The organism is Palleronia marisminoris (assembly GCF_900172315.1).
Lineage (GTDB): Bacteria > Pseudomonadota > Alphaproteobacteria > Rhodobacterales > Rhodobacteraceae > Palleronia > Palleronia marisminoris.
On the sequence record NZ_FWFV01000017.1, the window covers coordinates 19,538 to 36,826 of the forward strand.

A 17,289-nucleotide genomic window follows, 5' to 3' on the forward strand; every position below is an offset into this window, starting at 1 on the left:
ACGGTGAAGACAGGGCGGAAAGGCGCTGGTGTTTCGCATGCGAAACACCACGGCAGGAACGTTTCCAGGGTGGGCCAGAGCGTGCCGGCGTTTCGCATGCGAAACGCCTCATTCCGCGGCCTCCTGCGCGGCGAGGTCGGCGTCGCGCTTCCAGGCGCCCACGAAGAGGGATTTCACCGCGGCATAGGTGGCATCGAAGGTTTCGCGACCGCGGGCATAGGTCTCGCGGTTGAAGTCGCGGTAATCGGCCTCGTAGATGCCGCGCACCTGCTCGCCGGCCTGCCCGATGAGCGAGGTGTAGTTCTGCCGGTGCGGCAGCAGGGTCTGCCCCATATAGGCCTGCACCAGCGCACCCAGTTCCGCCTGCTGGGTCCCGTCATAGCGGGTGACGACCGCGCGCACCGCGTCCCATTCGAAGCGCAGCTCGTCCCGCCCCAGGGCCCGGGCGGCAAGGTTTTCGCCCTCTTCGATCGAGCGGAAGGTGGTCGCGAGCATGTCGAAGAACCGGCCCGTGGAGTCGAACTCCAGGAAGGACGCGCCAAGCGGCACCAGCAGGATGTCGGCCGCCGCCAGCCCGTTGATCGTGAGATACCCGAGGGCAGGGGGCGTATCGAGGATCACCACGTCGTAGCGGTCCAGCACCCCGTCGGCCTCCAGCCGGTCGGTCAGCGCGTCCCACAGCTTCCAGCCGCGCGCCGCCATGCGCCAGACCGGGATCTGGAACTCGGCCCAGTAGAGGTTCAGCTGCGCGCCGATCAGGTCGATATTGGGCCAGTGGGTCGTCTGGATGACGTCCGCCGAAGTCAGCTTCATCGCGTCGCCGAGCGCGTCGTCGAAGGGCAGGGGGGCCTCGCCCCGGTCGACCCGGCGCTGGTTGTCGCTGCGCAGATGCTCGCCGTAGTGACGGGCGAGCAGGGGGAAGACGGTGCCCCACTCATCCTCGACCTTGCCGCCGAAGATCGAGGTCATCGAGCCTTGGGAATCCAGGTCGATCACCAGCACCTTGTACCCGTCGAGCGCGGCCGACATCGCCAGATGCGCCCCGGTCGAGGTCTTGCCGACGCCGCCCTTGAAGTTGGCCACGGCGATCATCTTGGCGGGCAGCCCCTCGGGGCGGTAGGGCCGGTAGCTTTTCGCCTTCGACCCTTCCGCGGCGAAATGGGCGCGCAGCCGGAGCACCTCGTCGAGGGTGAACCACTTGGCCCCGCCCTCGGTCTCGGACCGGCCCTGCGGCAGGTCGGGGTTCTGCTTCAGCACGCGGCGGAAATGGGCCTGCGCGACGGGGATCAGGTAGCGGGTGATTTCCCAGGTCGAGAACAGCCGCAGCTTGCGCCCCCCATCCTCTTCGAGCCCCCGCCCGGCGAGGTCGTCCCGACCGGCCATGCAGGCCTGGGCCACCTGTGTCAGCGCATCGGTATCCATGGGGGACCCCAGCGTCTCGGCTGCGTGATCCGGTTCGATTCGCATGTAGGGAGGAAGTTCGCTCATTCTGTTGCCCCCGGCCGCAAGAGCCTGATGTGTCGTCTTTCCCTCTGAGTACGCTGAAAGGCATGACATGCCAAGAAAAACCTCTCATGCATAGGGTTTCTATGCAATATCAGAGGGTTGGTTCAAGGACCGGGGCAGGGTGCAGCGCCGACCGGAAAAATCCGCAGTTAGTATGATGTTATTCATACGTTACGGGCTCCGGTGCGGCACGGAAAATCATGATGAGCCAAGGCGTTGGGGATCGATTTCCGAAGCCGTGCGACTCTGATCCCACGTTGATGCGATTCCGATCCCACGCTGTTGCGACTCCGAACCCCCGAAACCACGACTGGACCCGACGCGCCTGGCCCGGCTAGGGTGTCACTGAAACCCCGAAAGAGGGCGAGCGGGCATGACGGGCAGCGGGGCGATCCCCAACGGGCAGTTCACCGACGGGAGCGGTGATTTCTTCATCGCCGACATCTTCGGTGCGGCCCTCAAGGACGACCTCGCCACGATGGAGCATCCGCTCTTTTCGCTCTCGACCCGGCCCGACCGGCGCGTCCTCAGCTACGCGCATAACGGGGCCGAGATCACCGTGACGCCCTCGGTGAAGGGCAGGGCGACGATCCACGACAAGGACATCCTGATCTTCTGCGTGAGCCAGCTGATCGCCGCGCTGAACGCCGGCCGGCAGGTCGCCCGCACGCTGAAGGTCACCGCCCACGACCTGCTGGTCGCCACCAACCGCGACACCTCCGGCGACGGCTACGCCCGCCTGCGCGAGGCCTTCGAGCGTCTCGCCGGCACCCGCATCACCACCAACATCGTCACCGGCGAGGAGGAAACCACAAGCGGCTTCGGCCTGATCGAAAGCTGGGAGATCGTGCGCCGGACCCGGGGCGGGCGGATGGTGTCGGTCTCGGTGACGCTGTCGGACTGGCTCTACCGCGCGGTCCTGGCGCGCTCGGTCCTGACGCTGTCGCGCGACTATTTCCGCCTCAGGAAACCGCTCGAACGGCGGCTCTACGAACTGGCCCGCAAACATTGCGGCCGCCAGCCCTCCTGGACCGTGGGCATGGCCACGCTGCACAAGAAGGCGGGCTCGGCCGCGCCGCTTCGGGTCTTCCGGGCCAGCGTGCGCAAGATGATGGCGTCCGGCCTGCCCGAATACCGGCTGGTCGAAGAGCCCGGCGACCTAATCCGGGTCGAGCGCATCCGCACCCTCGACCCCACGCTGCCCCGGCTTGCGCCCGAGGTGCTGGACGAGGCCCGCGCGCTGGCCCCGGGCTTCGACGTCCATGCGCTGGAGGCCGAGTGGCGTGCCTGGGCCGAAGAGACCGGTGCCCGCCTTACCCGGCCCGACCGCGCCTTCCTCGGATGGGTCAAGACGCGCGCGGCCCGTGGCTGAAATGCGCCGGGATGTTTCGCATGCGAAACGCGGAAAAGCCGGGATTTGCAAGAAAAGCCGGGTTATTGTCGGTGAGAGCCCGGTCGCGGTGCGGCCTATGCCTGTTTTTTGCCCCTTTTCGGTGCAAGATTCCTGTAAAGAAGAGGGGTGGCCATGATCGTTCTGTTTCCGAAACTCGCTCTTGCGACGGTGCTCGCAGTGACTGCGTCGGGGTTCGCCGCCCTGAACGGCCATGGTTTCGTGATGAGCGCCCTGGCCTACGTGCTGGTCGGCCAGATGGTCTTCCTGTCCCTTCTCTGTCGGGACCTGCTGGCATCCTGAAGGGCCCGGAAGATTCCCGGGCGCCCCGACGGCGCCCCCCTGTGGTTTGCCGTTCCCCCTTGGGGTTGAAACGTGTATCATTGTGCGCGCGCAGAATGATGCAAAGAGTATGCAATGACGGACAGGAAACACAGGATTCTTGCCGTGTCTTCCTCGGGAGGGCATTGGAAGCAACTCATGCTGCTGTCGGACGCCTTCGAAGGGTCTGAGGTCTGGTTTGCTTGCACGGATGCCCGGCAGGGGATTCGATACGAGTTGGCGAATTTCGTCGCGATCGAAGATTACAGCCAGGACGAGCCCCTGAAGATGCTGAAGGGGCTTTACGGCACGTTCAGGATCTTGCGGCGCATCCGTCCGGATGTCGTCCTCTCGACGGGGGCTGCACCGGGGCTGCTTTGCCTGCTGTGGGGCCGCGTGTTCGGAGCCCGCACCATCTGGGTGGACAGCATCGCCAATTCCGAAGGGCTGTCGCTGAGCGGACGGCTGGCCCAGCGTATCGCGCATCTGGTCCTGACCCAGTGGGAGCATCTGGCCACCGAGACGGGCGCACAATATCGGGGAAGCATTATTTGATTTTCCTCACTCTCGGGACGCAGCTTCCCTTTGATCGGCTCGTCAGGGCTCTGGACGAGGTGAGCACATCCCTGAGCGAGCCTGTCTTCGGCCAGATCGGCCACGCGAAATATCGCCCCGGCAATTTCGAGTCGGTCAAGTTCCTGTCGCCACAGGAATTCGACGCGCACTGCACCGCGGCCCGGGTCATCGTCGGCCATGCGGGTATCGGTACGATCCTGACCGGCATGGAACTGCACAAGCCGGTGGTGCTGATGGCCCGTCAGGCCGCCCTTGGCGAGCATCGCAACAACCACCAGCTCGCCACGGTGGCCCAGCTCAGCAGGATTTCGGGCATCCACGTGGTCGACGACGCCAAGAGCCTGCGCGAGGCCCTGGCCGACCCCGAACTGGCGCCGATCACCATGGAGAGCTCGCCAGCCCGAGACCAACTCGTCGCCAGCCTGCGCCAGGAAATCACGGGCCACGCGTACTAGCCGATGGGTTCCGCATCTTCATTGGTCCGGATGCCCGCAGCGTTCACGGCTTCGTGCCCGGGTCGAGACACCGGTGCGCGAGTGTTCTATGGCTTTGATCGTGCGGCTCTCTCTCGAGACCCGCTCACAACCGTGGGGTCGGATCGATGAGCCAAACTTCCTTTTCCCCGGGCAGCACGCATGCAGGGCCTCGCTTGCCCCTTCAGCTTCCTTCAGCCCTGGGGACGTTGATCTTCCTGGCCATCGTCGCGGGGTGTTTCAACAACTTTGCGGGTGGGCTTCTGGCGGCAGTGGTCTTCTTCCTGGCGCTGACCCACGGAAAGCTGCCCCACAACTTTATCTTCTACTGCATCTCGGCGGTCTTCCTCATCACCTTCGTCCATGCGCTGTTTCCCAACCGGACGCCGTTTCCCGTGCGCATCGAGGAAGTGATCCGGAACTTCACCTTCATGGCCATCGTCGGGCTGATCGGGCTGACGAGTCAGAAGAACCTCTACAGGGTGGTGTTCCTTCTGTGCTACGTGCTGATCGTCCCGATACCGCTCTACATCGGGCTGGGTATGTTCGGGCAGGCCGACGCGTCGGGGAATTTTCGCTACACTTCCCTGCTCGTCCATCCCAATCACGCCGGCTATGTCTCGACCTTCCTCATAGCGCTCCTGATCATCCAGAAGGACAAGATTTCGGCGTTGCGCGGGGACTACCGGATCATGCTGATCGGACTGTTCCTGGCCCTCGGCCTGTCGGAATCGAGCACGGGTTTCGGAACCTGCGCGATCGTGCTGCTTGTCTATGCCGCGAGTTTTCTATCCGTGCGGAGGCGGCTGCAGATGTTCGTCGGGTTCGCCCTGGCCCTTCTGGTCATGTGGCAGATCACGCCGATCATCACGAGCCTGATCATCAAGTTCCAGAACGTCGATTTCGACGCGATCCGCGAGGGAGCCCAGTCGCACGAGTTCGGTGGTCACGGCTCCTCCCTTGCCTGGCGCATGTCGTACTGGACGGCGATATGGATGGAGCATCGCTCGCAGGACTTCCTGGATCAGCTCAACGGCTTCGGCGGCGGCAGCACGAGCACGGGGAACTACGTCTACAGCTTCATGTATGTCGATCCCCACAACGACATCCTGGCCTACATGATCGACTACGGCTTCCTCTGGGGCAGCCTGATCTCGATCCTCCAGTTGATCCCGGCTGCACGGGCGAAGGGTGGGCTGGTGATCCTGCTGACGATCCTCATTCCGATGCAGACGGGGAATATTGCCACCTCGTTTCCCATCGTCTCCATCTATTATCTGGCCGTTGCCATCCTCATACGCGAAAAGAGGGCGGCAAGATCGTCGACGGTTGCACCCGAGGCCGGGCAGACCTTCCGGGCAGGGGGCTCGACCGCCGGCACGCACGTTTCTTCAGGAGAGCTTTCATGAACTTGTCGGACCACCCCACCTTCCTGATGATCGGGTCGATGAAATCCGGGACAACCTCGATCTTCGAGGACTTCACGCGTCATCCCGGCATCTTCTGCCCCACGATCAAGGAGCCGGACGACCTGGCCGACGACAAGGTTCTTACCGAAAAGGGACGCGAAGAGTATCTGCGGATCTTCCGCGACGCACAGCCCGGCCAATGGATCGGCGAGGCCAGCACCGCCTACACGCAATATCCGACCGTCTCCGGCGTACCGCGCCGGGCGAAGGACGTGCTCGGATCGGATCTGCGGCTGATCTTCGTGGGGCGCAATCCTCTGGACCGCATGAAGAGCCATTACCGGCACGACGTCCAGAAAGGTGCCGTCACCCGTCCGATAGAGGATGAGTTGGAGGCCAATCCCTTCCTGTTCGACGTCTCCTGTTACGACAAGCAGCTGGACCAGTGGCTTGCCGAGTTTCCCCGCGAGCAGATCCTGGTCCTGCACATGAAGGATTACATCCAGACACCGAAGGAGGTCGTTCACGGCATCTGGAAATTCCTCGACCTCGAGCCCGTCGAGATGGAGCACGGCGTGGCATCGAACGTGTCTTCAGGGAAACGGGCGCCTCGGGGGCTCATGCGGAAGATCGTGCGCTCCCGGGCCTACGGCCTCTATGCCAAGAAGTTCCTGCCTTCGGGCCTGCGCAAGAACCTGCGTCAGATCATCGTCCCCAAGCGGGACGTGGAGTTCCGCGACGACATCTCGGAAGAGTCCCGCAGTTCGCTTGAGGCGCAGTTGAAGGACTCCACGTCGAAATTCGACACCTGGGTCGAGGAAGACCGCAAAAGACTGGGGCTGATCAGCTAGCGCTCACCTGAAGCAGGCGAGCGCTGGCCGTCCGGTCAGTGGAAATCGTTCCATTGCGAGCCGTCATACCCTTGGAACTTGGACGTGGAAGCGTTGAAGATGACGGTCCCGGGATCCTTGGGCAGCCCATCCCGTTCGGCGGTCGTCAGACGTGGCAGTTGCAAAGCTCCAAGGGTCCTGCTGTCGTCCAGCAAGAACCCCTTCGGCGAAAATGTGTTTACGGGAGGGGTATTGGACTGCGTGCTGTAGATCGCCTTGTCGACCCGCAGAACAAGGGGCGGCTCGTTGGCGAAGCGGATATCCGCTTCGCCCGCACCGGATAGATCGGCGCCGTAGGCGATGGCGGTCGCCCCCCAGCCGATTTCGATGTTGTACAGGCCGTTATTCGAGATGACCGCGTCCTGAAGCGCCACATAGGATCGGCGTATGGTCACACCGTTCGCGGCCGAGTTCTTCACGGTGATGTTCTGAGCGTTGCCGAAGGAGCCGCGCGAGATGTGCAGACAGGCTTTGAAAGCGGCACCCGGATTGTTCAGCTGGCCTCCGGAGATGTCCGAATAGGCCACGTCGAACATGGTCCCCGAGGTGAGCCGCAGCCCCCATTCCCCGGCGCCGGTCCAGACCCCCTCGCGCCAGTGGATCTTGCCGGCCCGGACCTCTCCGTTGAGCCAGCCGTTCTTGAAGCCGGCGCCGGACAGGCCGCGCACGTCTCCCCCTTGGCCGCACATCAGCCCGCAAATCTTGTTTGCGGCACCGCTGTCGCCCAGGTCGAACAGCACGTCGAACTCGGGCCCGCGCGCATTGTAGATCGTCGCAACCCACTGGGTGCCGGTGTGGTAGGCGATCTCGTCCCCCGATACGCCCACGAAGGAGTCCGCCAACCCGACCTCGGCGTCATCCGAGGTGATGCGGATGCGCGAATAGTCACCGTTCCGGCAAGAGAAGCCCTGCGTGATCTCGTGCCCGCTCTCGATGTTGACAATATGGCGGACATTGGCGCCAGGCTGGCGCCGATAAGCGGCATCGATCGCATCCTGAAGGGTGGAATAGTCGGAGGGCACGTTGATGGTCAGGGCTCGGGCGGTGGGATCGTAGATCTTCACGCCACCGGCCGTCACGTAATGCTCGTCCCGGGCGTCCGCGGGGGCCGCGACGAGTGACTGGTTCTCTTCATGCACGCGGACGAGGTCACCCTCGTTCACCTTCAGCAAGGACGGGCTGCCCGCGTAGGAGAGGGTCTTGTCAGACTGGAGTTCCTTGAGATTGCGGAATTCCTGAATGACGCCTGTCTCGAGGCCGGTGCGCGAGGGAATGTTGTCCAGGTCCAGCAGGACATGGCCGGTTCGGGTTCGGACAACGACACGGTAATCGCCGTCGATGAGATAGCAGGGATCGAAATACCCCGCTTCGTCGCCGGTGATCGGATTGGACTGCATCAGCGTCAGGTTGCTGTCCGAAAATATCGGGGCAAGACAGTCCGTCCCGGCTCTGTAGATGAACAGTCGGGCCCGCGGCGCAGAGATGGACGTCAGACCTGCCAATTGCTTGCTGCTTTGTGGATCGAAGAGTCCCATGAGCTTGTCCCCCGAATTCGCTCCTCGATCGGAGCTGTAGGATGAGCCTTCCACGTCAGGAAGGCGATCGGGTCCAGTGCCGTTCTCTCGGTTCGATCGCACGATCGCCGCATTGAGAACGGTAGCTGAACGCTGGCGGGGAAACTGGCGCGAGAAAGTTAATTTTGCCGCGACCGAGCGTTCGTTGTCGCTCACAGCCCAGACGGGCCGGCCGCTGAGGAAAGAGGTGATTGCTCCCAGGCCGAAGCCGCGAAACAGGAAGTTGCGCCTGGTCGACATCGAAGGATCCTCGCGTTCGTGATCTTCCCCACGCAGGACCAAGCTGGTCCGTGAAGAAAATCGGGGCAGGGGTAGGCGGCGCCGACTCCATATCAGCCGGTGGACGCCAGCCTGTTGCAGAACGCAAGCAGCGCGTATCTTGAACGCCCTGTGCCGGCCCCATCATGGGGTCCGATCGGTTTCTAGCCTACGATGGGCTTGGGCGCCAACGTGGTCGGCGCGGTGGCAAGCAAACCACCGCCACCCGGCGGATCATGGCTCAAGACGACCATCCTGAAGACGAACGGCGGCGCTTCAAGCCGGCCTCCACGACTATCCGAACATGCCACCCAGGGACGGATGCCTACTCTGCCAGAGCGGGCCACCCAGCAGCGGCCGCTGAAAAAACGTTGTCAAGGCAGGATATACGGGTAATGTAGCATAAATTCGCTCATCGAAGAGGCGGCGGCGCAACGAGTCGCGCCGCGCGGTGATGCCGATACGGTTGAAATGTCAACCGTACGGTGCCTCGGGCCGATCAGCGGATGAAGGTGAGTCAAGGAAGATGGTTCCAACCCAACCATCACGAAGGAGAGTAAGTTATGAGTGACCGAACGGAGCACCGCCATTTTGGCATTCCCCTGATCGAGCTGATCGACCTGGGCGAGCCTGCGTCTCACAACCGTCGCAGCGTTTGGTCAGCGTTCCTCGCTCTGGTGGATCGTTGGGTTGAGATGATGCCCCGCCGCTCTCTTCGTACCTCCCGCACGTGGGAAATTCATGAGGACAGCGCGCAGACGCGTTGATGCAAGATCCATCGCGAGTGTAACGGACTCATGCTTGGTCGCCGGAGACGTTGTTTGGCGTTTCGCAAATGACTGATCTGTCCGCAGCCAGCGCCGCGGGGTTCTGATCCCGCAGCCTTTCCATGTCGATGGCATGGAAAGCACTGAGACCCTCGCACCCCAACGAGCGAGCACGAAATAGCGCGTTTGCGGTCATGCCGATCATGGCAGAGACCGCGATGAAGACACCGAGCCGGGCCGAAACCTTCGGCCACCGCAGCAGCGGCAAAGAGGCTCGTGGGTGCCGCAGTCACCATGTATGGGCAGATGTGCATGATCGACTCTGTAAGACGCTCAGTCGATCAGGCCGGAAAGAAGTTAACAATCTCTTGTCCGCAAAGAAAAAGTGTCGCCGGACCGTGCCCCTGCCGCATCTGTCAGGACAACCGCATTCACTCGCTCCGGCGGGCTGGACCAGCCTGCCGGAGGATGCGCGGCAGTTAAGCGCTCAGCCCGACGCTGACCTTGACGTTCCGCGTGGTCGTGTTGGTGATCGTCAAGTTGAACTCTTCGCAGAACGGCGTCACTCGGGTGATCGCAAACTCCAAGTCCGCCCCCGCCCCGGTTCCGCCGACAGTCACGTCCGAGATAACTGGCGTGTTGCTCGCGACGGTGATCGTTCCGGCACCATCGAAATCAGCTCGTGCCAGCAACCGGACTTCCGCCAACCCGTCTTCCGAGGGGGCGCCGGCCATATGGGCGGTGAGCACCATGTTGAGAAGCCGTCGCTCCCGCACCGTGCTCAGCGGCCTGTTCAAGCGGAGACGATGAGTCCGGGAACTGCCGCCGCCCATGTAGTAGGTCGGCACGCAGCATAGGTAATCGTCGGTTTCGAGCGACCCGTTTCCAATGACGATGGGCTGAACATCATACCACGGGCGAACGCCCTTGCCCTTCGGGAACGAGCCGCCCGGCATCCTGACATGAAGGGTGGTGAACGTGCTTCCTTCGTAGACCAGGGGTGCGAAAGCATATTGGCCCTCGGCCAGCGAACCCGGCATTGCCGCGGTGAGAACACCTGTGGGTATCAACACCTGATCCGGTTTTTCGATTCCGGGATCGTAGGCTACGGTAGGATAATCACTAGGCCACTGCATGTTGTCGATCAGCGCGTACTCGCTGGTTCCGGCGCCTGTCAGCACCCAGCGGTAGCGACGCATCGTGTCGATATCAACGTAGCTGGCAAGCGTACCGTGCAGACCCTTCACGACCAATTCGCCATCCGATGCCTTCAGGAAACCCAAGGGGCTGACGGGCCCCTTTGCCGGGGTCGGAGAGCTGTCGGCGGTTTGAACATTGTTGGACCCGAAGAACAGGCTACGCCCCCGCCCCGGCCCTTCCACGACGATGGCGTAACGATCCTTGGGTCCCCAGGGCGTAGACCCGTTGTAATCCAGGCGCGCCCAAGCACACCGCTTTATCGTGTTGCCAGAAATGAACACATTCTCGGGGGCCTTGATTTCCGTCCCGTTATTGAAGGTAAAGATCCGTACGAACCGGCCCGACGTCCTGTCAGACGTGTTTCCGTAGATGAACGGTTCGCGTGCATTCTGCAGGATGTGAATGTCATCGGCCGCGGTGTCGAGATGTGCGCCGCCCCGGTTGAACTCGAAGAAACAGTTCGCAACCCGGCATTGGCCGCTATCGATAACGATCGCGGCGGTGGTGCAGCCCGCCAGAGTGGTCTCGACGATGTCCCCGTCCACCATCTTGTAGATGGCGTTCTGGAACTTGCGCAGAACGCAGTCCAAGACGAACATGTTGGCGGGATCGGTGTCGCTCCGGGCGGCGAAATCGTAGGTCAGATCATTGAACTTGGCGAACTCTTCGCCACGGATGTTGTGCAGGAAGTTGCGCTTCGCGCCCTTGTTCAGAATGACCGCATGGTTCACCGTCCGCCCCCGGCCGACGAAATCCATGTTCGCCAGCTGGAAGGCGTAGGTGTAATCCGCCAGGAAGATGTAGTCGCAATCATCGGTCGGAATGATGCGGGTGACCCCCGTCTTGAAGGCAGGCACCGTGTATCGGCTCCAGCCGCCACCCTCGATGCGGATCGGAATGTTCCGGGGAATGCGAATATTCCCGATCTTCAGAATGCCGCGGGGCACCACGATGGTCCCGCCTCCAAGACGAGTGGCGGCGGCGATCGCCTTGTTCATGGCCGCGCTGCTATCCGTCTCGCCGGTCATGTCGGGCTGGTAGGCGCCCAGGTCGATCTTGTGGACAAGGGTGATGACCGGCCGGTAGTGCGCCCCGTTCACTTCGAAGGTTTCGTTGTCCGCCGTGGCCACTCTTTCGTACAGGAAACGCAGATCCTCCTGGCGGATGAGTTCCCCGGTTGCCGTTTTCGATGCCATTCCCGACATGCCCGCAAATGTCTTGACCCGGTGATCCGGCTCGTCATCCGACATGCGCAGGTGGTTGTCGGCACGGGAGATGGTCTTGTTCTTCTGCGTCTGAGGGGTTTCCGTGTCCGCAAGCACGCCATTGATCGGGGCCGGCAGCTTGGTGTTCATCTCGCCCTGGATGACCCTGGCCTCGGTCAGCGCTGCCTGCGCATCGGACTTCGCCAATATCGCGGCGTCGTATTCGTCTTGAGATAGCAGGGACACGATCGAGCCGACGACTTTCGTGTTGGCTCCGACCATCAGCAGGTCCGTCAGGTCACCGCCGTTTTCCGGCACGGTGATGACACCCAGCGGCCGGGTAAACTGCTTGCCCGAAAGCGTGTATTGAAGCGTCACCACATAATGCGTCGGAGCGATGCCACGCGCATTCGGCCACAGCTCGACCTCGAACCGGTCGAATTGCGCCTTCACCTCGATCGGCTCGGTCACGACGATCCCGCGTTCGGCGCGATCGAGTCCCTTTACGTCGGTTCCGCTCCCGGCAAGGCGGAAGATGACACTGGCGTCGTCGAGGAATTTCCCGTCGGCAAAGGAGAACGTGCCCGTGACGGTTGCGGTGGGAAGCGGCATGCCCGGAATTCCTGTCTGTTGGGTTGACGGTCTGCGCGCCAGTCATGCGCTCGGAATTCTGCTCAGATGATAAACACACCGTTCGCAGAGGCCTTGTTGCCGGCGACGGGACGCGGCTAGTCTCCTCGACGATCCGCATCGTCTTGGACTATAAGCAGCGTTCAGGCATATGCCCGAGCCTCCAAGGCCTTGCCTGAGTGTCCGATCGGGCGGCAGACAGACCCCCGGGACACGACGGAATATCTGCCCAACCGTATCGCGACCGCTCGCGATGCGGCGGTTCGACGAGGGATGGAGACATGACAGAGCGGACGCTTTCGTACCCCGGTCCGGACCGCCGCCGGGCCGAGATCCTCGGGCTGATCCTGCTGCATTGGGCAATGCTGGCCATCACCTGGAACGGCATCGATACCTCCGACGCCTACCGTTATGCCAGCGCCGCGTTCGGTTTGAACGTCGGACAATTGCCGGACACCCATTGGGGACTCAGGTGGCCGCTGGTCCTGCCGATGGCGATCAGCGTCACGCTTTTCGGCGAAAGCGAGTTTGCCCTGCTGCTGCCGACCGTCGTGGCCTCCACGGCCCTGGTCTGGGTGACATGGCGGCTGGCCGAACAGTGGATCGACCGCGACACGGGACGTATCGCCGCCATCCTGATGGCCACGAGCCCCCTGTTCGCAGTGCCCGACATCCATGTCAGGCAGCCCGAGCTTCTTCTGACCCTGATTGCCATCGCCTGCCTTGCCAGGTCCGACGGGCGACGGCTCGGGCCCTTCGTCGTGGCGGGCTTTCTGGCCTGGCTCGCATGGGCCTGCCGCGAGACATCGGCCTACCTGCCGGTCATGCTGGGCCTCGGAGCGTTGATCCTGGTCCGTCCGTGGCAGAGGGGGGCGATCGGCGCGGCGGTTCTGGGGGCGACGTTCGCGGCTGCCATCCTGCTGGAATGGACCTTCTATCGTCTCGTCTACGGCGATTGGATCTACCGGATTCGGGTGGATATGGGCCATGGCGGCGATACCGCCGGCACCGCCTTCATGGGCAACGCTCCGACCGCGGCCCAGACATGGCTGATGCCGCTGGTCGAGAGCAGCCTCTCGCCGATGACGCCGATCTTTCTCGTCGCCCTCGCGGGGATCGCGATCGCCCCATTCGCGAAGCCAGACCTGACCGCCCCGGGGCGCCGGGCGGCGACGTATCTGGGGCTGGGCTCGATCGGCGCCTATGCGCTCTGCGTGGGCGCCCTGAACCTGGAATGGTACCGCTATTATTCCATCGTGCCCTATGCGGCCACTCTGATCGCGGCGTGGGCAATCGCGCGCATGGGCCGCGGGTCGAGGCAGATCATCGCCGGAGTGGTCCTGGTCGCGATATGCCTCGGCGGTCCGGTGATACGGGGGGTTCGCGATCAGGCCGACAGCCGCGCCCCGTACCGGCTTGCCCAAATCGCCACCGAGCGCGATGCGGTGGTCAAGGCAACCGACTTCGTGCTTCACGCCCAACTCCTCCTGCGCCTGGCGGGCGAACCGCAATCACGTGTCGTCGCGATCGACGACCCCGCGCAGCTCGCCCCCGGCGACCTGGTCTTTCTGCCCGCCGGCGGACGGGAAGGGATCGAGTCCGAGGCCTCCTGGACCGAACTCGACCGCTATCCCCCTTCGCCGCTGCCCGTGCTTTTGCGGCCGTTCGCCGGCCTTCCGTTCATCGGGCCATCACTGACGGACGAACCAGGACAGGTGCTCTGGCGGGTCGGTCCGCCGGGTTGATCAGGTCGCGTCACACGGATGGCGCGCAGGTCATTCCCGCTGCCCGGAAGACGCATCCCTCAGGCGTTCACCTTGACCTTCGTGCGGACGGCAACAGCGGCATCCGCCTGGCGGAGACGTCGGCGCATCCGCTTTCCAAACAGCATGAGATCCCCCCAGATCGCGCTGTCGGGGTTGGCCTGGGCAAACCTCTGGCCAAGCGCGGGGTCCCCGACCTGCCGGCTGAAGGCCAGGTGTGCGATGATGCGAAACATCATGACGAGCGTTTCCACGGGCTGGCGCCATGCGATCTGCCAGAACAGTGTCAGCGCCTGGCGGACATGCCCCCCCCTGAGCAGGAAGAAGACGTAGCCCACGACCCGCGCCCTGCCGAGCCGGCTCACCCAATGCGGAAGATCGGGCACTTCGGCCGCGACGAGATCGATGGCCCGGATGTTCGAGCCGGCCGTCCGTGCGACCTGCAGCGACATGTTCCCGTCATGCATCCGGTACCCCACAAGGGCGGACGGGCAGCACGACACCGCACCCCGTGCGGCAAGGCGCAGTTGCATCAAGAGATCCTCGGCGCCCTCCAACCCGGCCCTCCGCAGTTGCGGATCATGCCCACCGACGGCGCGCGCGACCTCGGTCGGCACCATGATGCTGCTGACATTCGAGAAGAAATTGGTCGCGATCTGCGTACACAGCGTATGGCCCGAAACATCCGTCAGCGGACGGTGGTTTTCGACGACACGACTGCTCGCATCTATCAGCCGGTAGCCCGTGTAGACCAGCAGCGGGCGCTGCTCTTCCCTTTCGAAGACGGCAAGCTGGCGGGCGATCTTCTCGGGGTGCCAGAGATCGTCGGCGTCGATCCAGGCGACGAACGCGCCCTTCGCCTGCCAAAGGGCCGCATTTCGGGCATGGGCCACGCCGCCGTTGGGCTGGCGGATCAGGCGCAGACGGGGGTCTGCTTGCGCTTCGGCCTTCACCAGCGCTGCGGTGCGGTCCACCGAGCCGTCATCGACCACGAGGATCTCGAGATGTCGATGCGTCTGCGCGCGGATGCTCGACAGCGTCTCGACGATCGTCCGGGACGCGTTGTAGGCGGGGACGATGACCGTGACGAGCGGTCCTGCCGCCGGGTCCGCGGGGGGAATGTCCCGTACAGGCTGCCCGCGCAGGCCTTTCACCGTCAGGCCGTCGAGGGGCCTGGTCCTGGTGCGGCCGCGCAGGCCTTCCGCGGTCGGCCGGGTCAGGTCGGGTTTGTCCGCATCGATGGTCATCGAAGAAGGTGCGGCGCACGCGCGTCCTGATCTTGCGGGACCTGGCCGTTCAGCCGGCCAAGCAGGAATTGCAAGTCCTGTGCGAAGGCCTCGACCGGACAGTCGATCACCTGCACGCGGGGGACAAGGAAGCGGTCCGAGTCGCTCGAGGCCACGCCGTAGCGGCTGCAGCAGGCGGCCTCGTATCCGGCTTCGCGCAAGAGGTGCCCGGCCCCCGGTGACATCCGCCCATAGGGGTAGGCAAACCGCTTCGGGCTGCGTCCCGTCATCTCGGTCAGCAGCTGCCGATCCCGGGCGATTTCCTCGAACGCCGCCTCGCCCTGAATTCGGGACAGGTCGCAATGGGTCGCGGTGTGCCCGCCGATCTCGATACCCGGCGCGGCGGACATCTTGCGGAACTCGTCCATCGTCATCGGCCGGGACAGATCATCCGACCGGGTATCCGGGTGCAGGCCTGCCCACGCGGCAAGATCGGCGACGACATCGGGCTGCGCCGTGCCGTTCAGTCCGCTGATGAACTCCCAGACCGAAAGACAGATGCGCTGGCGTGGCGTCGACGGCGCCGTGAGATCGGGTTTCCACGTGGCATTGGCCTTCATGGCCTGGGGCCCCGGCGCGGCATCGTTTCCCAGGGACCAGAAGCCGGACCGGTTCTCTGCCTTCAGGTGCAGGACCGCCGGCAGCTCGGGCATTTCCAGGAAAATCCGGTCGAGAAGGTCCCACCAGAACGCGCCGGGCCGTCCGATCGCCCCGCTGACCGTGAACAGCGTGGCCGGCACACCCGTCTCGTTCAGGACGGGCAGGGCGCGATGGAAATTGCACGCATAGCCATCGTCGAACGTCACCACGATGCGGCGCGCCGGCCTGTCGTGGTCCCGCAGTTCCCCCATGAACCCGTCGAGCGTGGAGGCGCACCCGGTCGACGCCAGATACGCCATGTGCGCCGCGAAATTCTCGGGCGAGACCGCAAGGTTCCACGGATCGGTGCCGGGGTGGGCGATGCGGTGATAGGCCAGGACGACCCCCCGGGGCCGGCCCGTGGTGCGCAATCGTGACCAGCATTGCGCAGCCCGCAGCTTTGCATGCCGCAAAGCGGGTTCGACACTCATGCTCATGGTCATTCCGCGGCGGCAGCCTTGCGCGCCACGACGCCGACGAGCAGCTGATAATCCGGGTCCTGATGGTCGAGCTCCTTGCGGGTCAGCTCTTCCATGCCGATGCCCTGCAGGAAGGCCATGGTCGTCAGGACATTGCCGTATGACCGGGATTCGACGGTGCCGCCGGGGAAGCCGTCCTCGAAGATCTTGCGGCCCGAGGCGGCCGAGAAGCTCCAGTACCAGACGTCCTGCCACTCGCGGTCGGCGATCTGGGTCACCCCGGCCATGGTGGCCAGGACCGTGCCGCCCGGCTTGAGAAGCCGGTGCAGCGTCTCGATCGCCGCCGGCAGATCGTAGATCAGCATCAGGGTCTGGGTGATGATGATGCAGTCGTAGCTTTCCGACGGCACGTGCGGGGCATTGGTCAGATCGCCAGTCATCGTGGCGGGAGGCGACGGATCGTCGTAATGCAGCACGTCGCTTTTCGTGACCGCGGACCCGCCGAACTTCTTGGTGTAGGTGTCTTCCGAGATCTCCAGCACGTCGCCCCGGATCAGGTCGGAATGCGCGCCGAGGAACGTCTCGATGTAATGGCGATCCACGGGGGTGCCGCGATCCCAGCCGTAGACCCGGCTGATCGGAACCAGCCTGCGCAGATCTCCGAACTTGATCTTGCCGGACAGGGGGCTGAAGGGATGCCCCAGCTTGATGCGCGTGATCATCCGTTGCACCGGCTTGGGCAGGCGCTGACCGATGGTCGACAATGTGAAACGAGCAGGACGGAGCCCGGTCAATTGCTTTGTCATTGCTGCTTCCCGCAATGTGGAGAAAGACATTCGATCAAACGAATGCTCGGCTCGCCTGAAGTAATGGGATATGTCACGATTGCGCCGCCCATACCCTTCAAGGATAGGACGCGCCAGACGGGTTTTCACCCGGGATAAATTTAATGTGAGCAGGGACATATCGCAAATGGGTAACAA

Annotated in this window: 14 protein-coding genes; 8 read left to right on the forward strand and 6 right to left on the reverse strand. The window is 63.5% G+C overall.

All coding sequences use genetic code 11. From position 1 onward, the window contains the following. Nucleotides 1–108: 108 nt before the first annotated feature. Nucleotides 109–1,488 carry an AAA family ATPase gene (locus PAM7066_RS17525; RefSeq protein WP_085855516.1) on the reverse strand — a complete coding sequence of 460 codons (1,380 nt, stop codon included), beginning with the start codon at nucleotides 1,486–1,488 and terminating at the stop codon, nucleotides 109–111. Nucleotides 1,489–1,879: 391 nt separating this feature from the next. Here PAM7066_RS17525 and PAM7066_RS17530 point away from each other — a divergent pair, with 391 nt between their 5' ends. The 6 genes from PAM7066_RS17530 (at nucleotide 1,880) to PAM7066_RS19095 (ending at nucleotide 6,526) form a co-directional block, all read left to right on the forward strand. Beyond that, nucleotides 1,880–2,878: a replication initiator protein A gene (locus PAM7066_RS17530; protein WP_085855517.1), complete on the forward strand. Its 999-nt coding sequence runs from the start codon at nucleotides 1,880–1,882 to the stop codon at nucleotides 2,876–2,878. A gap of 153 nt (nucleotides 2,879–3,031) precedes the next feature. Then, nucleotides 3,032–3,199 (forward strand): hypothetical protein, encoded by a 168-nt coding sequence (locus PAM7066_RS19085; RefSeq protein WP_175484723.1) that lies wholly within the window; start codon nucleotides 3,032–3,034, stop codon nucleotides 3,197–3,199. Nucleotides 3,200–3,376: 177 nt separating this feature from the next. Beyond that, a complete protein-coding gene (locus PAM7066_RS17535) occupies nucleotides 3,377–3,772 on the forward strand; it encodes a glycosyltransferase family protein (protein WP_217640003.1) in 396 nt (131 codons plus the stop codon). Continuing rightward, on the forward strand, nucleotides 3,718–4,248 hold the full coding sequence (locus tag PAM7066_RS17540; RefSeq protein ID WP_276326095.1) for a glycosyltransferase: 531 nt from the start codon (nucleotides 3,718–3,720) through the stop codon (nucleotides 4,246–4,248). The genes PAM7066_RS17535 and PAM7066_RS17540 overlap by 55 nt, the downstream gene beginning before the upstream one ends. A gap of 194 nt (nucleotides 4,249–4,442) precedes the next feature. Continuing rightward, nucleotides 4,443–5,675 (forward strand): hypothetical protein, encoded by a 1,233-nt coding sequence (locus PAM7066_RS19090; protein ID WP_175484724.1) that lies wholly within the window; start codon nucleotides 4,443–4,445, stop codon nucleotides 5,673–5,675. Further along, nucleotides 5,672–6,526, forward strand: a complete 855-nt coding sequence (locus PAM7066_RS19095) for a sulfotransferase domain-containing protein (protein WP_175484725.1) — start codon at nucleotides 5,672–5,674, stop codon at nucleotides 6,524–6,526. Before PAM7066_RS19090 ends, PAM7066_RS19095 begins: the two co-directional genes overlap by 4 nt. A 35-nt stretch (nucleotides 6,527–6,561) precedes the next feature. Here the strand turns inward: PAM7066_RS19095 and PAM7066_RS17550 are convergent, their stop codons facing one another. Then, nucleotides 6,562–8,379: a hypothetical protein gene (locus PAM7066_RS17550; RefSeq protein WP_139215050.1), complete on the reverse strand. Its 1,818-nt coding sequence runs from the start codon at nucleotides 8,377–8,379 to the stop codon at nucleotides 6,562–6,564. Nucleotides 8,380–8,960: 581 nt separating this feature from the next. Between PAM7066_RS17550 and PAM7066_RS17555 the strand changes: the two genes are divergently transcribed. Beyond that, nucleotides 8,961–9,164: a hypothetical protein gene (locus PAM7066_RS17555; protein WP_085855521.1), complete on the forward strand. Its 204-nt coding sequence runs from the start codon at nucleotides 8,961–8,963 to the stop codon at nucleotides 9,162–9,164. A 479-nt stretch (nucleotides 9,165–9,643) separates the two neighbouring features. Here the strand turns inward: PAM7066_RS17555 and PAM7066_RS17565 are convergent, their stop codons facing one another. After that, nucleotides 9,644–12,181 carry a hypothetical protein gene (locus tag PAM7066_RS17565; RefSeq protein WP_085855523.1) on the reverse strand — a complete coding sequence of 846 codons (2,538 nt, stop codon included), beginning with the start codon at nucleotides 12,179–12,181 and terminating at the stop codon, nucleotides 9,644–9,646. Between the two features lie 299 nt (nucleotides 12,182–12,480). On the opposite strand from PAM7066_RS17565, the gene PAM7066_RS17570 reads away from it, so the two are divergent. Further along, nucleotides 12,481–13,944, forward strand: a complete 1,464-nt coding sequence (locus PAM7066_RS17570) for an ArnT family glycosyltransferase (protein ID WP_085855524.1) — start codon at nucleotides 12,481–12,483, stop codon at nucleotides 13,942–13,944. A gap of 59 nt (nucleotides 13,945–14,003) precedes the next feature. Here the strand turns inward: PAM7066_RS17570 and PAM7066_RS17575 are convergent, their stop codons facing one another. From PAM7066_RS17575 to PAM7066_RS17585, 3 genes are read right to left on the reverse strand one after another with little or no spacing between them, the layout of a single operon-like run. Further along, a complete protein-coding gene (locus PAM7066_RS17575; RefSeq protein ID WP_085855525.1) occupies nucleotides 14,004–15,209 on the reverse strand; it encodes a glycosyltransferase family 2 protein in 1,206 nt (401 codons plus the stop codon). Beyond that, entirely contained in the window at nucleotides 15,206–16,318 is a 1,113-nt protein-coding gene (locus tag PAM7066_RS17580) for a polysaccharide deacetylase family protein (RefSeq protein ID WP_175484726.1), read from the reverse strand. Before PAM7066_RS17580 ends, PAM7066_RS17575 begins: the two co-directional genes overlap by 4 nt. 8 nt (nucleotides 16,319–16,326) lie before the next feature. Further along, nucleotides 16,327–17,070 carry a methyltransferase domain-containing protein gene (locus PAM7066_RS17585; RefSeq protein ID WP_175484727.1) on the reverse strand — a complete coding sequence of 248 codons (744 nt, stop codon included), beginning with the start codon at nucleotides 17,068–17,070 and terminating at the stop codon, nucleotides 16,327–16,329. Between the last annotated feature and the right edge of the window lie 219 nt (nucleotides 17,071–17,289).

Bases quoted from the DNA above. Each gene is read 5' to 3' on its own strand.
- PAM7066_RS17525 (WP_085855516.1), bottom strand. From the start codon at position 1,488: ATGAGCGAACTTCCTCCCTACATGCGAATCGAACCGGATCACGCAGCC.
- PAM7066_RS17530 (WP_085855517.1), top strand. From the start codon at position 1,880: ATGACGGGCAGCGGGGCGATCCCCAACGGGCAGTTCACCGACGGGAGC.
- PAM7066_RS19085 (WP_175484723.1), top strand. From the start codon at position 3,032: ATGATCGTTCTGTTTCCGAAACTCGCTCTTGCGACGGTGCTCGCAGTG.
- PAM7066_RS17535 (WP_217640003.1), top strand. From the start codon at position 3,377: ATGCTGCTGTCGGACGCCTTCGAAGGGTCTGAGGTCTGGTTTGCTTGC.
- PAM7066_RS19095 (WP_175484725.1), top strand. From the start codon at position 5,672: ATGAACTTGTCGGACCACCCCACCTTCCTGATGATCGGGTCGATGAAA.
- PAM7066_RS17550 (WP_139215050.1), bottom strand. From the start codon at position 8,379: ATGTCGACCAGGCGCAACTTCCTGTTTCGCGGCTTCGGCCTGGGAGCA.
- PAM7066_RS17555 (WP_085855521.1), top strand. From the start codon at position 8,961: ATGAGTGACCGAACGGAGCACCGCCATTTTGGCATTCCCCTGATCGAG.
- PAM7066_RS17565 (WP_085855523.1), bottom strand. From the start codon at position 12,181: ATGCCGCTTCCCACCGCAACCGTCACGGGCACGTTCTCCTTTGCCGAC.
- PAM7066_RS17570 (WP_085855524.1), top strand. From the start codon at position 12,481: ATGACAGAGCGGACGCTTTCGTACCCCGGTCCGGACCGCCGCCGGGCC.
- PAM7066_RS17575 (WP_085855525.1), bottom strand. From the start codon at position 15,209: ATGACCATCGATGCGGACAAACCCGACCTGACCCGGCCGACCGCGGAA.
- PAM7066_RS17580 (WP_175484726.1), bottom strand. From the start codon at position 16,318: ATGAGTGTCGAACCCGCTTTGCGGCATGCAAAGCTGCGGGCTGCGCAA.